The following is a 15836-nucleotide window of genomic DNA, read 5'->3' as shown; positions in this document are numbered from 1 at the left end:
TGCCTTCGCAGGAAGGTTCAGGGGCTGGGCATGAGCAAGGTTCGCATCGTCGGCGGCGGCCTCCTGGGCGCGGCCGCGGCGCTGGAAGCGCACAGGCTGGGCGCTCGCGACATAACGCTCCACGCCCGCAACGACGCCTCGTCGCCACACCGCGCCGACGGCCTGGAGTTGCGCCCCGACTGCACCCTCTTCGGGGATTCCACCGACCCGCTTCGCCGGCTGCTGGAATGGCATGGCGCGGCCTTCGAAAGCTTCGAGCTCGATTGCGGCTCGCTCAATCCCACGCTGCGTGGGGAGCCCACAGCGATCGACGGCTACGCGGGCCCGGTGATCGAGGGGGCCGCCGAGGCATCCCCGGTGACGTCCACCCCGATCACGCTTCGCGACGCCCTTCGCGTCCACCGCCCGGAGGTCGAGGGGCCGCTGTCGCGCTACTGCCAATGGCGACTGCAGGCCTGGCTCGACCAGGTGCACGCCAGCGCCGCCGACATCCTGGGCGTCAGCGAGCTGCGGTCGCCGGCCGAAGCCCTGGCCAACGGCTGCGGCCTGTCAGGACTCGGCCGCACGGTCAGCCTGCCCCGAGGCGGTTTCTGCAACCTGCGCAGCGCGATGCGCAAGGCGTTGGAGAACATCGGCGTCGACATCCCGCTGGGGCCGCTCCCCTCGGCGCGCGCGGCCATGGAACGCAACCACCGCGAAATCCTCGTCTGGGCGGACGACCCGGCGCCGCTGCTGGCCGCCCAGGGCATGCGGCGGGCGACCACAGGGGCGGACCGCGCGCTCAGCCATGTGTTCAAGGTGCGCCTGACCCGCGCCGCGCCGTTCGTCGTCCAGGACTTCACCGCCGGCGGCGTGGTGTTCCGCGTCTATGTCTATGAGAGCCGGGGCGAGACCCTGGCCTGCGTCGAATGCGCCGGCCCGGCGCCCGAGGGCGTCGTACGCTGTCAGGCGCAGAAGCTGTTGTCGGCCTTCACCGACGAGCCGGCGCGGATCGGCGAACGGCTGGCGACCCTCACACCGTCACGGACCGGCGTCATGACCCTGGACGCCTGGCGTGCGTTGCAGGCGTTCGAGCGGCGGACCGATGGCGGCTTCGTGCCCGGGGCCTGGGAGCGCCCTTCGACCGGCGCGCGCTTCGCCGAGATCAGCGTCGGCCTGACCGCCGCCATTCAGGCCGCCTCGCCGCTCAGCGCCTCGGCCGCCTGATCGATGATCCTGGCCGTCCTGCAGGCCCGCATGTCGTCCACGCGGCTGCCGGGCAAAGTGATGGCCGACGTGCTCGGCGTGCCGATGATCGGCCGGCAGATCGAGCGTCTGCGCCGCGCCCGCAGCCTCGACCGCCTGGTGGTGGCGACCAGCGGCCTTTCCGGCGACGATCCCCTTGCGGCCTATTGCGATAGCCTGGGCGTGTCGGTCCATCGCGGCTCCCTTGAGGACGTGCTGGGACGTTTCCACGGCGCCATCCAAGCGTTCGGCCCCGCCAGCACGGTGGTCAGGCTCACCGCCGACTGCCCGCTCTGCGACTGGACCGTGGTCGACACGGTGGTCGACGCCCATGTGGCCGGCGGCTTCGACTACACCAACAACACCGCCCCGGAGCGCACCTTCCCGCACGGCCTGGATGTCGAGGCGGCGACGCCCGCGGCGCTGGAGGCTGCCTGGCGAGAGGCTGTCGACCCTTACGAGCGCGAACACGTGACCCCCTTTCTCTACCGTCGGCCGGAGCGCTTTCGACTGGGGTCCGTGGTCAGCGACACGCCCATGCCGCAGTTGCGCTGGACGGTGGACGCGCCACAGGACCTGGACTTCGTGCGGCGGGTCTATGAGGCGCTGTATCCGATCGATCCGGCGTTCACCTCAGCCCAGGTCGCCGCCCTGCCCGTCAACAGCTCGGCGTACGCCGGCTAGCGGACGACCATGTCCCAGGCGAGCGGTTCGCCGCGCTTAAGGTCGCGGGCCGCCGGCCTGCCCAACACCGCATCCAGATCGCCAGGCGGCAGGCCCAGGCCCGGACGCACCGAGCGCAGGTTGGCCTTCGACAGCGGTTGGCCTGCGCTGACGTCGGCGACCACGTAGAGCGAGCGGCGGAATTGACGGTTGGCGCGCTCCGACCCCAGCAGGTCGTAGTGCGCGCGGCCGAGCGCGGCCCAGGCGGCTTTGCAGTCTGCGACCAGGGCGGTGAACTCCGCGGGCTCCAGGCTGAACGCCGCGTCGGGTCCGCCATCGGAGCGGGCCAGGGTGAAGTGCTTCTCGATGACGCTGGCGCCCAGGGCCACGGCCGCGACGGAGGCGGCCGAGCCCGGCGTATGGTCAGACAGCCCGATGGGCGAGGCGAACCGCTGGGCCATATCGGCGACAGTGCGCACATTGGCGTCGGCCATCGCCGCCGGATAGCTGGACACGCAGTGCAGCAGCACCACGCCGGCGGCTCCGCCTTCAATGGCCGCGGCGTGGGCGGCTTCGATCTCGTCCAGGTTGGCCATGCCGGTGGAGATGATCAGCGGCTTGCCGCGTGCGGCGGCGTAGCGGATCAGCGGCAGGTCGACCGCCTCGAACGAGGCGATCTTGTAGGCCGGCGCATCCAGGCCGGCGAGCAGGTCCACCGCCGTCTCGTCGAACGGGCTGGAGAACAGGATCACCCCGTTCGCCCGCGCCCGCTCGAACAGCGCCGCGTGCCATTCGTAGGGGGTCTGCGCCTCGCGGTAGAGCTCGTGGAGCGTGCGCCCGTCCCACAGCCCGCCATGGATGCGGAACTCCGGCCGGTCGACGTCCAGGGTGATGGTGTCGGCGGTATAGGTCTGGATCTTGATCGCGTCACAACCGGTGGCGGCCGCCGCGTCGATCATCGCCAGCGCCCGCTCCAGGCTGCCGTTGTGGTTGCCGGACAGTTCGCAGATGACGAACGGCGGGTGGGCTGCGCCGACCTTGCGGCCAGCGATCTCGACCTCGGGCGGCAGGGCTGGCGGCATGGGTTTCGGACTCTCGCGCGGTGAGAGCCTTCTTACGCCCCGCCGCTGAAGTCGTCGTTAATCCTGAGCGGGCCGCTCGCCGCGACGCCCCCGGCCAGTCCGATCAGCGCCGCAAGGGCGATCGAACGCGCGCCCAGCCCGCGGATCAGGACGATGCCCGCGGCGATCCCTGACGCCAAACCCACAGCTTTCCACTGTCGATCCATCGCAACGCTCCAGAATCTCTCCTATCTAGATCACATGTCTCAGGAACTTTCCGAACCCAGAACCACCCGCTGCCTGATCGTCGGATCGGGCCCGGCGGGCTACACGGCCGCCGTCTACGCCGCACGCGCGCTGCTCGAGCCCGTGATGCTCGAGGGCATCCAGCCCGGCGGCCAGCTCACCATCACTACAGATGTGGAGAACTATCCGGGCTTCGCCGAGGTGATCCAGGGCCCCTGGCTGATGGAGCAGATGCGCGCCCAGGCCCTGCATGTGGGCGCCGAGATCATCGGTGACATCGTGGTCGAAGCCGACCTGTCGAAGCGACCGTTCCGGCTGGTCTGCGACAGCGGTCAGGTGTGGCTCGCCGACACGGTGATCATCTCCACCGGCGCCCAGGCCAAGTGGCTGGGCCTGGCGTCAGAGCAGAGGTTCCAGGGCTTCGGCGTCTCGGCCTGCGCAACCTGCGACGGCTTCTTCTATCGCGGCAAAGAGGTGGTGGTGGTCGGCGGCGGCAACACCGCCGTCGAGGAGGCGCTGTTCCTCACCAACTTCGCGTCGAAGGTCACCCTCGTGCACCGCCGCGACGAGCTGCGCGCCGAGAAGATCCTGCAGCAGCGCCTGTTCGCACACGAGAAGATCGAGGTGATCTGGAACCACGGCGTCGAGGAGGTCCTGGGTTCGCAGGACCCCATGGGCGTCACCGGCGTGCGGCTGAAGGACGTCAACGGCGGCGCGACCCGCGATCTTCCCTGCGACGGGGTTTTCATCGCCATCGGCCACGCGCCGGCTTCGGAGCTGTTCAAGGGTCAACTCGCCATGGACGCCAGCGGATACCTTGATGTGAAGGCTGGCACGGCCTCCACCGAGATCCCCGGCGTCTACGCGGCCGGCGACGTCACCGACGACATTTATCGCCAGGCGGTGACCGCAGCCGGCATGGGCTGCATGGCGGCGCTGGAGGCGGTGCGGTTCCTCGCCGAGGAGGATCACCGCAAGGCCCATCATCCGATTCCCCACGCCGACGCGACCAAGATCGGCGTCTGGTGATCCCCGCCTAGACCAGCGGGAAACCCTTGGGACCTTCTGCGGTCAGCGCCAGGGGATGGCCGTCCGGATCGCGGAAATAGGTCATCCACAGGTCATGCTCCGGCAGGATCGCGACCAGTTGGATGGTGTCGGTGAAGGCGACGCCTCGCTCTTCCAACTCGCGTCGGGCAGTGACGATGTCCGACACTCGGAAGCACACCGGCGAGGCGGCGGTGAGCTGCGCACTTTGCGGCGTCTCCTGCAGCGACAGCCGAACGTCGCCGCAGTCGTAGAGCGCCTGCCCCTCGCCCAGCAGCAGCCGTCTCAGGCCAAGTTGCTCGCCGTAGAAGGTCATCGCGCGCGTCAGGTCGGCCACATAGAAGACGATCAGCCCGACGGGGCCCAGGCTGAACACGCCGTCGCGCGGATCGAGCGCCATATCAGGGCGCCGCCGGCGTGGGCGCAGGCGTTGGTTCGCTCGCCATGTCGCGCTCCATCGTCGCCAGCGAGGCGTTGATGGTGGCGATCTCCTCTGCCGTCGGCTGCCGTCGCCCGGGGATCACGCCACGCGGCCTGACCGCGGGCGCTCCGTTGATCGAGGGTTCGGCGACGGTGTACTGGCGGGTCTCGCCGCCGACCGACAAGGTCACCGTGCGCAGGCGTGATGCGTTGAGCAGGCCTTGGGTGCGCGCATCCAGGCCTTCCAGAACTGACTGGGCGAGGCTTGCTTCGCCGCCCGCATATCGGCCGGTGAACGCCGGCGGCTCGCCCCAAGGCCCCGTCCAGCGATAGAAGATGTGCAGGCCTTCCCGCTTCAGCTTGACCAGGGTCGGCGCCCAGTACGGCGCCACATAGTCGGCGTGGTAGTGCGTCGCCGGCCCCACCTCGCGCATCACGAAGCCCGCGAGCGCGCGGCGGGCCACCGACTGGGCCTGCGCCCAAAGGCCCGGTTCCGGCGCCCACTTCAACGATCCGTCGCAGGTGAAGGAGAACTGGCAGCCGGTGGTCCGCGCCGAGCCCTGATAAACGACGCCGCACACCGATTTCGGATAGGCCGGGTGACGCAAGCGGTTGAGAACAACCTGAGCGATAGCCTGCTGACCCTTCATCGGCTCGCGCGCGCCTTCATAGTACACCGCCTGGGTGAGGCACTGCAGGGCGCGCTCGGCGTCGAGCGGCCCGGCCTGCAGCATGAACGGCCGCATCGGTCGCACGGGTGATGTAGCAAATGGGCGCAAGGCGTTGAGTTCGCGAGCGGTTTGTGCGTCTGGCGCGGAAATGCCCAGGTCCGGCGCGGTGGTCAGGTCCAAACTGGCCCAGCCGACCGGGCGGCCCCACGTGTCCGCGCTGCGGCCGCCGGGATCGTGACGCCGCGCGAGCGCCAGCATGGCCGGGTCCATGTCGGCGATCAGCGCCCCCAGGCCGATGTCCGATAGGTCGCCGGACACCGCAGCAACACCCCGGGCGTGGCCGTTGGGCGCGCCGCGCACCGAGACGCAGGCGACGCTCGACGCAAGCGTCGATGCTACCAGGGCGCAGAACGCCAGCCGCCGGGCCGTCATTGCGAAGATCGTCTTCAGCTTGCCGCTCACATCTGGCCCGGTTCGCCCCGCGTGGCGGCGAATGGCCTGGGGATATCGTCTGTTGCGCGCTGGGACCAGCGCAGCCATGCTGACTGGGTCGCTGCAGGGTTGCGCGACTGACTGGGAGCCGCCCCGCCGATGACGCCGGTCGAATGGCCGCTTCGGCTGATTCCTCGCCGAAACCCGCCGCTGCTCAACGCGCTCGCGCTCAGCGTCGTTGCGCTCGCCGCGGCGATCGTCTTCCGTGTCCTCTTCCTGGGGTTCGACCGCGGGCTCGGCCTGTCGGTGACCTACCTCCCGGCGCTGCTGGCGGTGACGCTGTATGCCGGAGCGCGATGGGGCGGCGCGACGCTGGTCGCGGCGATCGGGCTCAATCTGCTGGCCCCCAGCACCCTCACCAACGGCCCGACGCCTGCGCTGACAACGATGTTCATGCTGTCGGGCGCGGTGGTGGTGCTGTTCGCCGACGCTTTCCGCAGTACGCTTGTGCGGCTCGATGAGATGCGTGAGGCCCAGCACGCGGTGCGAGAGGCTCTGGAAGAGACCCAGGCGCGCCTTCGCCTCGCACAGGAGGCCGGGGGCGTCGGGGTCTGGAGCTATCTGGGGGACGGCGAGGAGTCGCTGTGGAGCAACGTGCATCCCGACGACGCCGAGCTGGTTCGCCAGGCGCACGCCGCGGCGGCGAGCGACGGCCATGTGGCGCCGCATGAGTATCGCGAGGCTTCCGCCGACGGCGCCGAGCGGTGGATGCTGTCGCGCGGTGAAGCCGGACGCGACGGCGACGGGCGGGTGATCGGCGCGCTCGGCGTGAAGATTGACGTCACTGAGCGCCGCCTGGCGGAACAGCAGATGCGCGAGAGCGAGGCGCGGTTCCGCAGCCTCGCCGACAGTGCGCCGGTGCTGATGTGGGTGAGCCGCCTCGACGGCACGCGCGAATTCGTCAACAGCGCCTACCTGGACTTCCTGGGCGAGCCTTACGACGTCGCGCTCACCTTTGACTGGCGCACGCGGTTGCATCCCGAGGACCTGCCGCGCATCCTGGCCGAACAGCGCGCCGGGGAAGCCGGGCGCGAGCGCTTCTCTCTGGAGGCGCGCTACCGCCGTGCCGACGGCGTCGATCGGTGGCTGCGCTCGGTGTCGCAACCCAGGTTCGGGCCCGCAGGCGAGTTCGTGGGCTTTGTCGGTGTCGCCATCGACGTCACCGACGCCAAACGCGCCGAGGCCGACCTGCTGCACATCAACGACCTGCTCGCCGAGCGCGTCGAGGCGGCGCTGGCCGAACGCGACGAGGCGGAAGCCGCACTGCGCCGCGCACAGAAACTCGAGGCGGTGGGCCAGCTCACCGGCGGCGTCGCCCACGACTTCAACAACCTTCTGACGGTGATCAGCGGCGCCATCGACCTGGTCCAGCGCCACCCGAACGACGCGGCCCGGCGTGACCGCATGCTGGAGGCGGCACAGAGCGCGGCGCGGCGCGGCGAACGCCTGACCCAACAGCTGTTGGCCTTCTCGCGTCGCCAGACCCTGAAGCCCGAACTGGTCAGCGTCGACGCCCTGTTGCTCGACGCCGAGCCGCTGCTGCGGCGCGCGGTCGGCGAAGCGGTCAGCCTCACCGTCATGCCGGCCGCCCACAACGCCGTCGCGCGGCTGGACCCGACTCAGTTCGACGCCGCGATCATGAACCTGGTGGTCAACGCCCGTGATGCGGTGGCCAGCGGCGGGGTGATCCGGATCGAGAGCCAGGTGGCGCACGTCGCACGCTCCGAGGTGGAAGGCGTCGCGGCCGGCGACTACGTCTGCGTCGCGGTGCACGACACCGGCGTCGGCATGGACGCCGAGACCATCGCCCGGGCGTTCGAACCGTTCTTCACCACCAAGGAGCCCGGCAAGGGCACGGGTCTCGGTCTTGCGCAGGTCTACGGCTTCGCCCATCAGAGCGGCGGCGGCGCGACGGTGTCCAGCGCGCCCGGCCAGGGCTGCACCGTGCGCCTTTACATGCCGCTCTCGCACGAGCTCGTCCTGTCGAGCCCGCAGGAGCCGACCGCCCGAAGCGAGCCGAAGCGCGCGGCGCTGAAGGTGTTGCTGGCCGAAGACGATGAGGATGTCGGAGACATGGTCACCGCCATGCTTGAGGATCTCGGCCATGAGGTGGTGCGTGCGCCCGACGCCGACAGCGCCATGTCGACCTTGCGCATCACCCCGGGCGTGGACCTGTTGCTCACCGACGTGGTGATGCCAGGCGGCAAGACCGGCGTGGACCTCGCGCACGAAGCGGTGGCGCTGCACCCTGCCCTCCCCGTGATCCTCAGCTCCGGCTATACCGGGGAGGCTCTGGTTTCGATCGAAGGCGCGCCCTGGCCCCTGCTGCGCAAGCCCTACGCTTCGGTCGCGCTGGCCGAGATGATCGACCAGGTCCTCGAGCGCACGCCTCAGGACGCCTGACCCGGAGACAGTGAGCCGAAGGCCCTTGGCGCCGGCGCAATGTGGGTCTATATGTCGCTTACGACTTTTGCTCGCCTTGAGCATAATCGGGACGCCGACGGAAGGACCGAACCTTACGCGGCGTTTTTTGAGGCCGAAGAAATGCTCAAATTGAGCATAAGGAGGATGGCCGTGGCGGATGGTACGCAGTTTCCCTTCACCCCCGACGTGGAGCGCACGACGGCGCCTGCTTGGGAAAAGGTGAAGCGTCAGGTCACTCCGATGGAATGGCGCCAGCAGGCGCCGCTGATCGCCGAGATCAATCGGCTGAAGCGCGCCAAGAACGCCGTGATCCTCGCTCACAACTACATGACGCCCGAGATCTTCCACGGGGTCGGCGACTATGTCGGCGACAGCCTGGGCCTGGCCAAGGAAGCCGCGCGCTCGGACGCCAAGATCATCGTCCAGGCCGGCGTGCACTTCATGGCCGAGACCTCGAAAATCCTGTCGCCAGAAAAGACCGTGCTGATCCCCGACCTGCTGGCCGGCTGCTCGCTGGCCTCGTCGATCACCGGCGCCGACGTGCGGCTGATCAAGCAGCGCTATCCGGGCGTGCCGGTAGTGACCTACGTGAACACCACCGCCGACGTGAAGGCCGAGACCGACATCTGCTGCACCTCCGCCAACGCCGTGCAGGTGGTCGAGCAGGCAGCCCGCGAATGGGGCGTCGATCGGGTGATCCTGATCCCCGACGAGTTCCTCGCCCGCAACGTCGCGCGACAGACGCCGATCAAGATCATCGCCTGGCAGGGTCGCTGCGAAGTGCATGAGCGCTTCAACCGCGAGGACATCCTGGAACTGCGCGCCGCCTATCCGGGCGCGGAGATCCTGGCCCACCCGGAATGCCCGACCGAGGTGATCGAGTTGTCGGACTTCACCGGCTCGACCGCGGCGATGAACGACTATGTGATCACCCGCAAGCCGAAGCAGGTGGTGATGATCACCGAGTGCTCGATGGCCGACAACGTCGCTGCGGACGCGCCAGACACCGAGTTCGTGCGGCCCTGCAACCTGTGCCCGCACATGAAGCGGATCACGTTGGAGAACATCTACGAGTCGCTCGCCTACGACCGCTACGAAGTGACCGTGGACCCGGCGATCGCAGACCGGGCGCGGCTCGCCGTGCAGCGCATGGTCGACCTGCCGCCGCCCCCGATCCCGGCTCGCTACGACCTGGTGAAGGCCCGCCACCACGTGGACGTGGAGCTGATCTGAGCCCGCTCGGATCGACGCCTGTTTCCCGCGAGGGGAAGGAAGGAGCCCGGCCATGACCGGACGTATCCGACATGACGGCGTGCTGATCGTCGGCGCCGGCCTGGCGGGGCTGTCCGCGGCCCTCGCGGCCGCGCCGCGCAAGGTCCTGGTGCTCACCGGCGCCGCGCTGAATCACGGCTGCTCGTCGGCTTGGGCGCAGGGCGGCATGGCCGCGGCGCTGGGCGCGGACGACGACGCCGTTCTGCACGCCGCCGACACCGTGGCGGCCGGCGCGGGCCTGGTCGACGCGGCGATGGCGCGGCTCCTGGCCGATCACGGCGCCGAGGCCGTCAGGGCGTTGGCCGACCTGGGCGCGCCGTTCGACCGGGACGCTCAAGGCGGCTTCGTCCAGAGTCTGGAGGCCGCCCACTCCCGCGCCCGCGTGGCGCGAGTGAAGGGTGATCAGGCCGGCCATGCGATCATGGAAGCCGCTTCGCGTGCGGCCCTCGCGGCGTCGCACATCGAGATCCGCTCCGGCCTGCGCCTGCGCGGCCTGCTGCTGGACGCGGCCGGTGGCGTGCGCGGCGTCGTCGTGGCGCAGGAGCACGGCGGCCTGCTGGAGATCACCGCGTCGGCCGTCGTGTTGGCCACCGGCGGCATCGGCGGCCTCTACGCCGACACCACCACGCCGCCGGAGCTGCGTGGCGAAGGCCTGGGGCTTGCGGCCATGGCGGGCGCGCTGATTGGCGACCCGGAATTCGTGCAGTTCCATCCGACCGCCATCGACATCGGCCGCGATCCTGCGCCGCTCGCCACCGAGGCTCTGCGGGGCGAAGGCGCGGTGCTGATCAACGCCGCCGGCGAACGCTTCATGACCGGCTACCATCCTGACGCCGAGTTGGCGCCGCGCGACGTGGTGGCGCGCGCCATCCACGCCGAACGGATCGCCGGGCGCGGCGCGTTCCTGGACGCACGCCAGGCGGTGGGCGATCATTTCCCCACCGAGTTCCCCACGGTGTTCGCCGCCTGCCTGTCCGGCGGCATCGATCCGCGGATCCAGCCGATCCCCGTCGCGCCGGCCTGCCACTACCACATGGGCGGGATCGTCACCGACGCCGACGGGCGCAGCTCGTTGGATGGGCTGTTCGCGGCCGGCGAATGCGCCTCGACCGGCGTGCACGGCGCAAACCGTCTGGCCTCGAACTCGCTGCTTGAAGCGGCCGTATTCGGCGCCCGCGCCGGCGTCGCCGCCGCGCAGGCGGCCGAACATGCGACCCAGGCGACGCGCCGACTGATCGGGGCCGACCTGCCCGAATCCGCCGTCCAGGACCTGCGCCAGGCCATGAGCCGCGACGCCGGCGTCGTCCGCGACGCCGAAGGGCTGACCCGACTGCTGCGGATGATCGACGATCTCCAGTTGACCCACGGTCGCGGCGCGGTGCTGAGCGCGGCGCGTCTGGTGGCCGCCTGCGCCCTGGCGCGTCATGAGAGCCGCGGCGGACACTTCCGCAGCGACTTCCCGCAGACCTCGCCCGACGCCAAGCGCACCTTCGTCAATCTGGCCGACGTCGACCAGGACGCGCGCCTGCGCATCGCCGCCGAATGATTTCCCCGCTCCCTGACCTGCTGATCGCGCCCGTGGTCCGCGCCGCGCTGGCCGAAGACCTCGGCCGCGCCGGCGACGTCACCGCCCAGGCCTGCATCGCCGCGGACGCGCGGCTGTCGGCGGTGTTCGCGACCCGCCAGCCCGGAGTCGTGGCCGGCCTCGACTGCGCGCGGCTGGCGTTCGCCGAATTAGATCCCACCGTCCGTTTCGAGGTGGTCGCCCCCGACGGCTCCCACGCAGCGGTCGGCGCGGTGCTGGCGCGCGTCGAGGGGAACGCGCGCGCCGTGCTGTCGGCCGAGCGCACGGCCCTGAACCTGTTCGGGCGACTATCGGGCGTGGCCACCCTGACGGCGGCCTATGTCAGCGCGGTCGCCGGGACCCAGGCCCGCATCGTCGACACGCGTAAGACGACGCCCGGCCTGCGCCATCTGGAGAAGTACGCCGTCCGTTGCGGCGGCGGGGTCAACCACCGCTTCGGTCTCGATGACGCCATCCTCATCAAGGACAACCATGTCGCGGCCTGCGGCGGCGTCTCCGAAGCCCTGCTGCGCGCGCGCCTGGCCTGCGGTCACCTGACCAAGATCGAGATCGAAGTCGACGGTCTCGACCAGTTCGACGAGGCGCTGCGCTATACGCCCGACGTGATCATGCTGGACAACTTCAACCTCGGCGACCTTGCGACCGCCGTGCGCCGGGCGGCCGGCCGCGTGACGCTGGAAGCCTCGGGAGGGGTGACGCTGACCACCGTGCGCGCCATCGCCGAAACCGGCGTTGACGTGATCAGCGTCGGGGCGCTCACCCACTCCGCGCCGGTGCTGGACATCGGCCTCGACGCCGCCTGAGCGACGAGGAACCCGGTCGGCTTGCAGGGTGTTGCTTCTCCTGCAAGGAGGCAAACACCATGACGAAAGCTCCACCGATTCCGCCGGAACAACGCGCCTTCAAGGGGCAGAAGCCCGACATCGAGGGCCAGGATCGCGAGCGACGCGACGATGTCAGCGGCGTCCAGTCGGACCAGCCCGGCGACGCCGATATCAACCTGAAGGAACAGGGCCGCCACGGGAACATCCGGCAGAACACGACCCACCAGGGCAATCAGCAGAACCGCTGAGCAAACCGCTCACACCGAGTGTAGCCGAGACGCCGCTTCGGCGGCCGCGGCCCGGCGGCCATCGAGCGCACCGGCCATGGCCTTGCGGGCGGCCTCCACCACAGCCGTGGGCGCCGTCTCAGGCCGGCCGGCGTCGAACGGTGGAGCGGGCGCATACTCCAGGCCGAGTTGAATGCGCTGGGCGGTCTCTTCGCCAGCCAGTTCCGCCGCCACGACGAAGGCGAAGTCGAGTCCTGCGGTCACGCCGCCGCCGGTGAACAGGTTCCCGTCGCGAACCACCCTGCCCTCGTCGGGGACCACGCCGAACAGCTCCAGCAGTTCGCGCCAGCCCCAATGGCAGGCGGCGCGTCGTCCCCGGATCAGACCGCTGGCCGCCAGGATCAGCGAGCCGGTGCAGACCGACGTCATGTAGCGCGCCCCGGCGCCGAGCCTGCGGATCTGAGCCATGTAGGCCTCGTCCAGCATCGCCTCGCTGGTTCCGAGACCGCCCGGCACGCAGAGCACGTCGCAGCCTTCGACGGCGGCGAGGTCGGCCAGGCTGGAGAACACCAGGCCATCGGCCTCGACCGGCTGGCCGCCGATGGAGGCGGTAGTCACCTTCGCACCCGGCAGCCGACTGAACACCTGGTGAGGGCCGGTGAAGTCGAGCTGGGTGACCCCCGGATAAAGCGGAAAGACGATGCGGATCTCTGGGTTGGTCTGGGTCACACCCGCCTCCTGGGATTTGACGCATTCAGAGTGCCTGGGCTATCGAATGGCTGAAATGACAAACTTCCCACTGTTTAAGCCATGACCAGGCGGATCGCCGTCCTGATCTTCGACCAGTTCCAGTTGCTGGACGCAGCCGGGCCGCTGTCGGCGTTCGAGATCGCCGGACGGTTCGTTCCGGGCGCCTACCGCATCGAAGTGATCGCCGAGCAGGCCGGCATGGTCGCCAGCACCAGCGGGGCCGCCCTAGGCGCGGCGGCGCTGGACGACGCGGCCCTGGACACGCTGGTGATCTCCGGCGGTGACGGCGTGCGCCAGGCGGTGCGACGGCCGGGCCTCGTCGACTGGGTGCGCACCGCGGCCGGGCGCGCACGCCGCGTGACCAGCGTCTGCACAGGCGCCTTCATGCTGGCCCAGGCCGGTCTGCTAGAGGGCAGACGAGCCACCACGCATTGGAGCGCCACAGCCGAGTTCGCCCGCTATTTTCCGCAGGTCACCCTGGAGCCGGACCGCATCTTCGTGCCCGACGGCCCGGTTTGGACATCCGCGGGCATCACCGCCGGCATCGACTTGGCCCTGGCGCTGATCGCCATTGATCTGGGTGAAGCCATTGCGCTTCGCACCGCTCAACAGCTTGTGGTCCACCGCCGCCGGCCGGGCGGGCAGTCCCAACACTCGGCGCTGGGGGACATCGGCGTCCACGCCGACCGGTTCGCCAGCCTGCTGGCCTGGATGGCCGCGCGACTTTCCGAACCGCTCAGCGTCGAGCGGCTGGCGGCGCAAGCCGCGATGAGCCCGCGCAATTTCTCCCGCGCCTTCGTCGCGGCCACGGGTCTGACGCCGGCCAAGGCGGTGGAGCGCCTGCGCCTGGAGGCCGCGCGCGATCAGGTGGAGGCGAGCGCCCAGCCGATCGATCGTGTGGCGCAGGCCACCGGCTTCGGTGATCCGGAACGGATGCGCCGCGCCTTCATCCGGGCTTTCGGCCAGCCGCCTCAGGCTTTGCGGCGCGCGGCGCGCGCTTGACGTTCGCCGCGGCGTGGATCTCTTGCAGCAGCTCGTTCTGCCGCAGCAGCAGGTCGGCCATTTCGGCCTGGCGCAGGGCGTCGAGCTTGTCGTGCAGGTGCATGATCTCCAGTTCGGCGCGCAGGTTGACGACATAGTCGTGCTCGGCGGCCTCGCGGTCGCGCTTGGCCGACCGGTTCTGACTCATCATGATCACCGGCGCCTGGATTGCGGCTAGCGTCGAGAGCATCAGGTTCAGGAAGATGAACGGATAGGGGTCGAACGCCAGCTTGCCGCCGCGGGTGAGCACGTTCCATCCCATCCAGAGCGCGAGGATCAGGCCGAAAGCGATGATGAACGCCCAGGAACCGCCGACCGCGGCCACCTTGTCGGACAACCGCTCGCCGAACTTGCGGTCGTCGATGATCAGGGCGGGATTGATCCCACTGGGCTCTTCGACGGCGATCAGGTCGATGACGCTGCGCTGGATCGGCGTCAGCGCCTCATAGCCGCGGCCGAGAAGCTGCTGCGACAATTGCTGGTTATGTGCTGCGGACATGCGGTTGGGTCCCCTTCGCTATGGGAACATTCCGCGCCGAAAAGCGCCGCGACAAGCCCCGCCCGACCCGCAATCACGGGAATGGGCGAGCAGGATCAGACGGCTGGCTGGGTCACCGCCGCTTCGGACTCCGCGGCGGGGGCCGGCTGAGGTGCAGCTTCGGTCGTCACCTCCGCGGGCATCACCGAGGCGATGCGATAGGCCTGCGGCGCGGCCTCCTGCGCCTGGTCCAGGCGAACCAGCGTCGCCTGCTCCACCGGCGCGCGACGCACTGCGCCCCGGTTCAGGCGATAGAAGACATGCAGGCCGACCTGCGAGACCCGCTGCAGCCCCGGTCCCCAGTTGGGGCGCACGGCGGCGGCGTGGAAGTGGGTCGCGCCGCCGACCTCGGCGACCACCGCGCCAGCCAGAGCGCGCGCCGCGATCGTGTGGGCCCGACGCCAGGCGCCCGGCTCGTGCGCCCTGCGCAGCGAACCGTCGCAGGCGAAGCTGAACTGGCAGCCCTGGAACACCACGGCGCACACGGATTTCGGGAAGGCGGGATGGCGCACGCGGTTGAGCACCACCTGGGCGACCGCGGCCTGGCCGGTCAGGGTCTCGCCCCGGGCTTCGAAATAGACCGCCTTGGTCAGGCAATCGAGTTCGCCACCGCGCTTCAGATCGGTGGAACGCTTGGAACTGACCAGCTTGAAGCCATCGGCAGGGGCTTCGACGTTCTGACGAATGACGGCGGCGGGCCGCGGCGACTCCGGCCCGGTCGAATAGGCGACCAACAGGCGCTGGTGGTCATGAGTCGTGGCGGCGGCTTCGACCACGGGCTGCGGAGCTGCGCCCTGCGCGAGCCCGACGGCCAGATAGAGCCCCGCGAGGGCCGCGCCCACGCCTGAGCCCCGTAAGACAGCGGCGGTCAGCCCATGCCCGAGGGCATGCGCCTGAAATTGAGAATGCAAAAGGGTTCGTGTCCTATTCGGCGAGGGCGAAAAGAGCCCCCCGTCAACGTGCCCCGAACCGTTCCTGCACGTGCTGGCGACGGATCATTGAGCGGGCCTGTCCGACCACGAGTGGAACAGGCTTTGCGTTAGTTTCGAGTCGGTGTGTGCCCGAAAACAGGCTTGGCGGCAAGTTAATTTTGCAGTGCAGCATTAAGGATGAACGAATCCAAGAGTCTGCGCAGGTCTTCGGAACCTCATCTTCGCCTTGCCGTTCTTGCAGCAACGCTTCACCCCGGAGGACCGATATGCGCAAGACTTTCAACCTGCTGGCCGCCGCGGGCCTGATGCTCACCCTGGCCGCCTGCGGTCACACCACCGAACAGCGCGCGGCGACCGGCGCGGTCGGCGGCGCGGTGGTCGGCGGCCCGGTCGGCGCAGCGGTCGGCGCGGCCGCCGGC

16 protein-coding genes are annotated in these 15836 nt (G+C 69.7%); 9 read left to right on the top strand and 7 right to left on the bottom strand.

The features are described from left to right. A partial coding sequence (locus Q8M88_RS12885; protein ID WP_305597561.1) for a hypothetical protein occupies window positions 1-1206 on the top strand: 1206 nt, incomplete at its 5' end. Between the two features lie 3 nt (window positions 1207-1209). Continuing rightward, window positions 1210-1908, top strand: a complete 699-nt coding sequence (locus Q8M88_RS12880) for a glycosyltransferase family protein (RefSeq protein ID WP_305597560.1) — start codon at window positions 1210-1212, stop codon at window positions 1906-1908. On the opposite strand, the gene pseI is transcribed toward Q8M88_RS12880, so the two are convergent. After that, a complete protein-coding gene (gene pseI, locus Q8M88_RS12875; protein ID WP_305597559.1) occupies window positions 1905-2969 on the bottom strand; it encodes a pseudaminic acid synthase in 1065 nt (354 codons plus the stop codon). The genes Q8M88_RS12880 and pseI overlap by 4 nt on opposite strands. Before the next feature lie 32 nt (window positions 2970-3001). Further along, on the bottom strand, window positions 3002-3175 hold the full coding sequence (locus Q8M88_RS12870) for a hypothetical protein (protein WP_305597558.1): 174 nt from the start codon (window positions 3173-3175) through the stop codon (window positions 3002-3004). 34 nt (window positions 3176-3209) lie between these two features. Here Q8M88_RS12870 and trxB point away from each other — a divergent pair, with 34 nt between their 5' ends. Continuing rightward, window positions 3210-4223 carry a thioredoxin-disulfide reductase gene (gene trxB, locus Q8M88_RS12865; RefSeq protein ID WP_305597557.1) on the top strand — a complete coding sequence of 338 codons (1014 nt, stop codon included), beginning with the start codon at window positions 3210-3212 and terminating at the stop codon, window positions 4221-4223. A 7-nt stretch (window positions 4224-4230) separates the two neighbouring features. On the opposite strand, the gene Q8M88_RS12860 is transcribed toward trxB, so the two are convergent. Continuing rightward, on the bottom strand, window positions 4231-4641 hold the full coding sequence (locus Q8M88_RS12860; protein WP_305597556.1) for a VOC family protein: 411 nt from the start codon (window positions 4639-4641) through the stop codon (window positions 4231-4233). Between the two features lies 1 nt (window position 4642). Next, complete coding sequence (locus Q8M88_RS12855; RefSeq protein WP_305597555.1) at window positions 4643-5794, bottom strand: cell wall hydrolase; 1152 nt, start codon at window positions 5792-5794, stop codon at window positions 4643-4645. Between the two features lie 129 nt (window positions 5795-5923). On the opposite strand from Q8M88_RS12855, the gene Q8M88_RS12850 reads away from it, so the two are divergent. The 5 genes from Q8M88_RS12850 to Q8M88_RS12830 all read left to right on the top strand — a co-directional run bounded on the left by Q8M88_RS12850 (window position 5924) and on the right by Q8M88_RS12830 (window position 12177). Continuing rightward, window positions 5924-8227 (top strand): PAS domain-containing sensor histidine kinase, encoded by a 2304-nt coding sequence (locus Q8M88_RS12850; RefSeq protein ID WP_305597554.1) that lies wholly within the window; start codon window positions 5924-5926, stop codon window positions 8225-8227. A gap of 141 nt (window positions 8228-8368) precedes the next feature. Then, entirely contained in the window at window positions 8369-9481 is a 1113-nt protein-coding gene (gene nadA, locus Q8M88_RS12845) for a quinolinate synthase NadA (RefSeq protein ID WP_305597553.1), read from the top strand. A 52-nt stretch (window positions 9482-9533) separates the two neighbouring features. Continuing rightward, window positions 9534-11066: an L-aspartate oxidase gene (locus tag Q8M88_RS12840; protein ID WP_305597552.1), complete on the top strand. Its 1533-nt coding sequence runs from the start codon at window positions 9534-9536 to the stop codon at window positions 11064-11066. Beyond that, window positions 11063-11908 (top strand): carboxylating nicotinate-nucleotide diphosphorylase, encoded by an 846-nt coding sequence (nadC, locus tag Q8M88_RS12835; RefSeq protein ID WP_305597551.1) that lies wholly within the window; start codon window positions 11063-11065, stop codon window positions 11906-11908. The genes Q8M88_RS12840 and nadC overlap by 4 nt, the downstream gene beginning before the upstream one ends. Window positions 11909-11967: 59 nt before the next feature. Then, the gene (locus Q8M88_RS12830) at window positions 11968-12177 is read left to right on the top strand and encodes a hypothetical protein (RefSeq protein ID WP_305597550.1); all 210 of its coding nucleotides are present in this window, start codon (window positions 11968-11970) and stop codon (window positions 12175-12177) included. Between the two features lie 9 nt (window positions 12178-12186). On the opposite strand, the gene Q8M88_RS12825 is transcribed toward Q8M88_RS12830, so the two are convergent. After that, entirely contained in the window at window positions 12187-12885 is a 699-nt protein-coding gene (locus Q8M88_RS12825) for a DJ-1/PfpI family protein (RefSeq protein WP_305597549.1), read from the bottom strand. A gap of 81 nt (window positions 12886-12966) precedes the next feature. Between Q8M88_RS12825 and Q8M88_RS12820 the strand changes: the two genes are divergently transcribed. Next, window positions 12967-13908 (top strand): GlxA family transcriptional regulator, encoded by a 942-nt coding sequence (locus tag Q8M88_RS12820; protein WP_305597548.1) that lies wholly within the window; start codon window positions 12967-12969, stop codon window positions 13906-13908. On the opposite strand, the gene Q8M88_RS12815 is transcribed toward Q8M88_RS12820, so the two are convergent. After that, the gene (locus Q8M88_RS12815) at window positions 13853-14446 is read right to left on the bottom strand and encodes a DUF1003 domain-containing protein (RefSeq protein WP_305597547.1); all 594 of its coding nucleotides are present in this window, start codon (window positions 14444-14446) and stop codon (window positions 13853-13855) included. The genes Q8M88_RS12820 and Q8M88_RS12815 overlap by 56 nt on opposite strands. Before the next feature lie 95 nt (window positions 14447-14541). Beyond that, entirely contained in the window at window positions 14542-15327 is a 786-nt protein-coding gene (locus tag Q8M88_RS12810; RefSeq protein WP_305597546.1) for a cell wall hydrolase, read from the bottom strand. Between the last annotated feature and the right edge of the window lie 509 nt (window positions 15328-15836).

It is taken from the genome of Phenylobacterium sp. (assembly GCF_030693805.1).
In the GTDB taxonomy this organism is placed as follows: Bacteria; Pseudomonadota; Alphaproteobacteria; order Caulobacterales; family Caulobacteraceae; genus Phenylobacterium.
Note: the sequence above shows the minus strand (reverse complement) of the source record. Positions and strands in the feature narration are given on the sequence as shown.

Coding starts and splice junctions, on each gene's coding strand:
- Q8M88_RS12860 (WP_305597556.1), bottom strand. CDS start 4,641: ATGGCGCTCGATCCGCGCGACGGCGTGTTCAGCCTGGGCCCCGTCGGG.
- Q8M88_RS12850 (WP_305597554.1), top strand. CDS start 5,924: ATGACGCCGGTCGAATGGCCGCTTCGGCTGATTCCTCGCCGAAACCCG.
- nadA (WP_305597553.1), top strand. CDS start 8,369: ATGCTCAAATTGAGCATAAGGAGGATGGCCGTGGCGGATGGTACGCAG.
- trxB (WP_305597557.1), top strand. CDS start 3,210: ATGTCTCAGGAACTTTCCGAACCCAGAACCACCCGCTGCCTGATCGTC.
- Q8M88_RS12830 (WP_305597550.1), top strand. CDS start 11,968: ATGACGAAAGCTCCACCGATTCCGCCGGAACAACGCGCCTTCAAGGGG.
- Q8M88_RS12870 (WP_305597558.1), bottom strand. CDS start 3,175: ATGGATCGACAGTGGAAAGCTGTGGGTTTGGCGTCAGGGATCGCCGCG.
- Q8M88_RS12840 (WP_305597552.1), top strand. CDS start 9,534: ATGACCGGACGTATCCGACATGACGGCGTGCTGATCGTCGGCGCCGGC.
- Q8M88_RS12820 (WP_305597548.1), top strand. CDS start 12,967: ATGACCAGGCGGATCGCCGTCCTGATCTTCGACCAGTTCCAGTTGCTG.
- Q8M88_RS12815 (WP_305597547.1), bottom strand. CDS start 14,446: ATGTCCGCAGCACATAACCAGCAATTGTCGCAGCAGCTTCTCGGCCGC.
- nadC (WP_305597551.1), top strand. CDS start 11,063: ATGATTTCCCCGCTCCCTGACCTGCTGATCGCGCCCGTGGTCCGCGCC.
- Q8M88_RS12880 (WP_305597560.1), top strand. CDS start 1,210: ATGATCCTGGCCGTCCTGCAGGCCCGCATGTCGTCCACGCGGCTGCCG.
- pseI (WP_305597559.1), bottom strand. CDS start 2,969: ATGCCGCCAGCCCTGCCGCCCGAGGTCGAGATCGCTGGCCGCAAGGTC.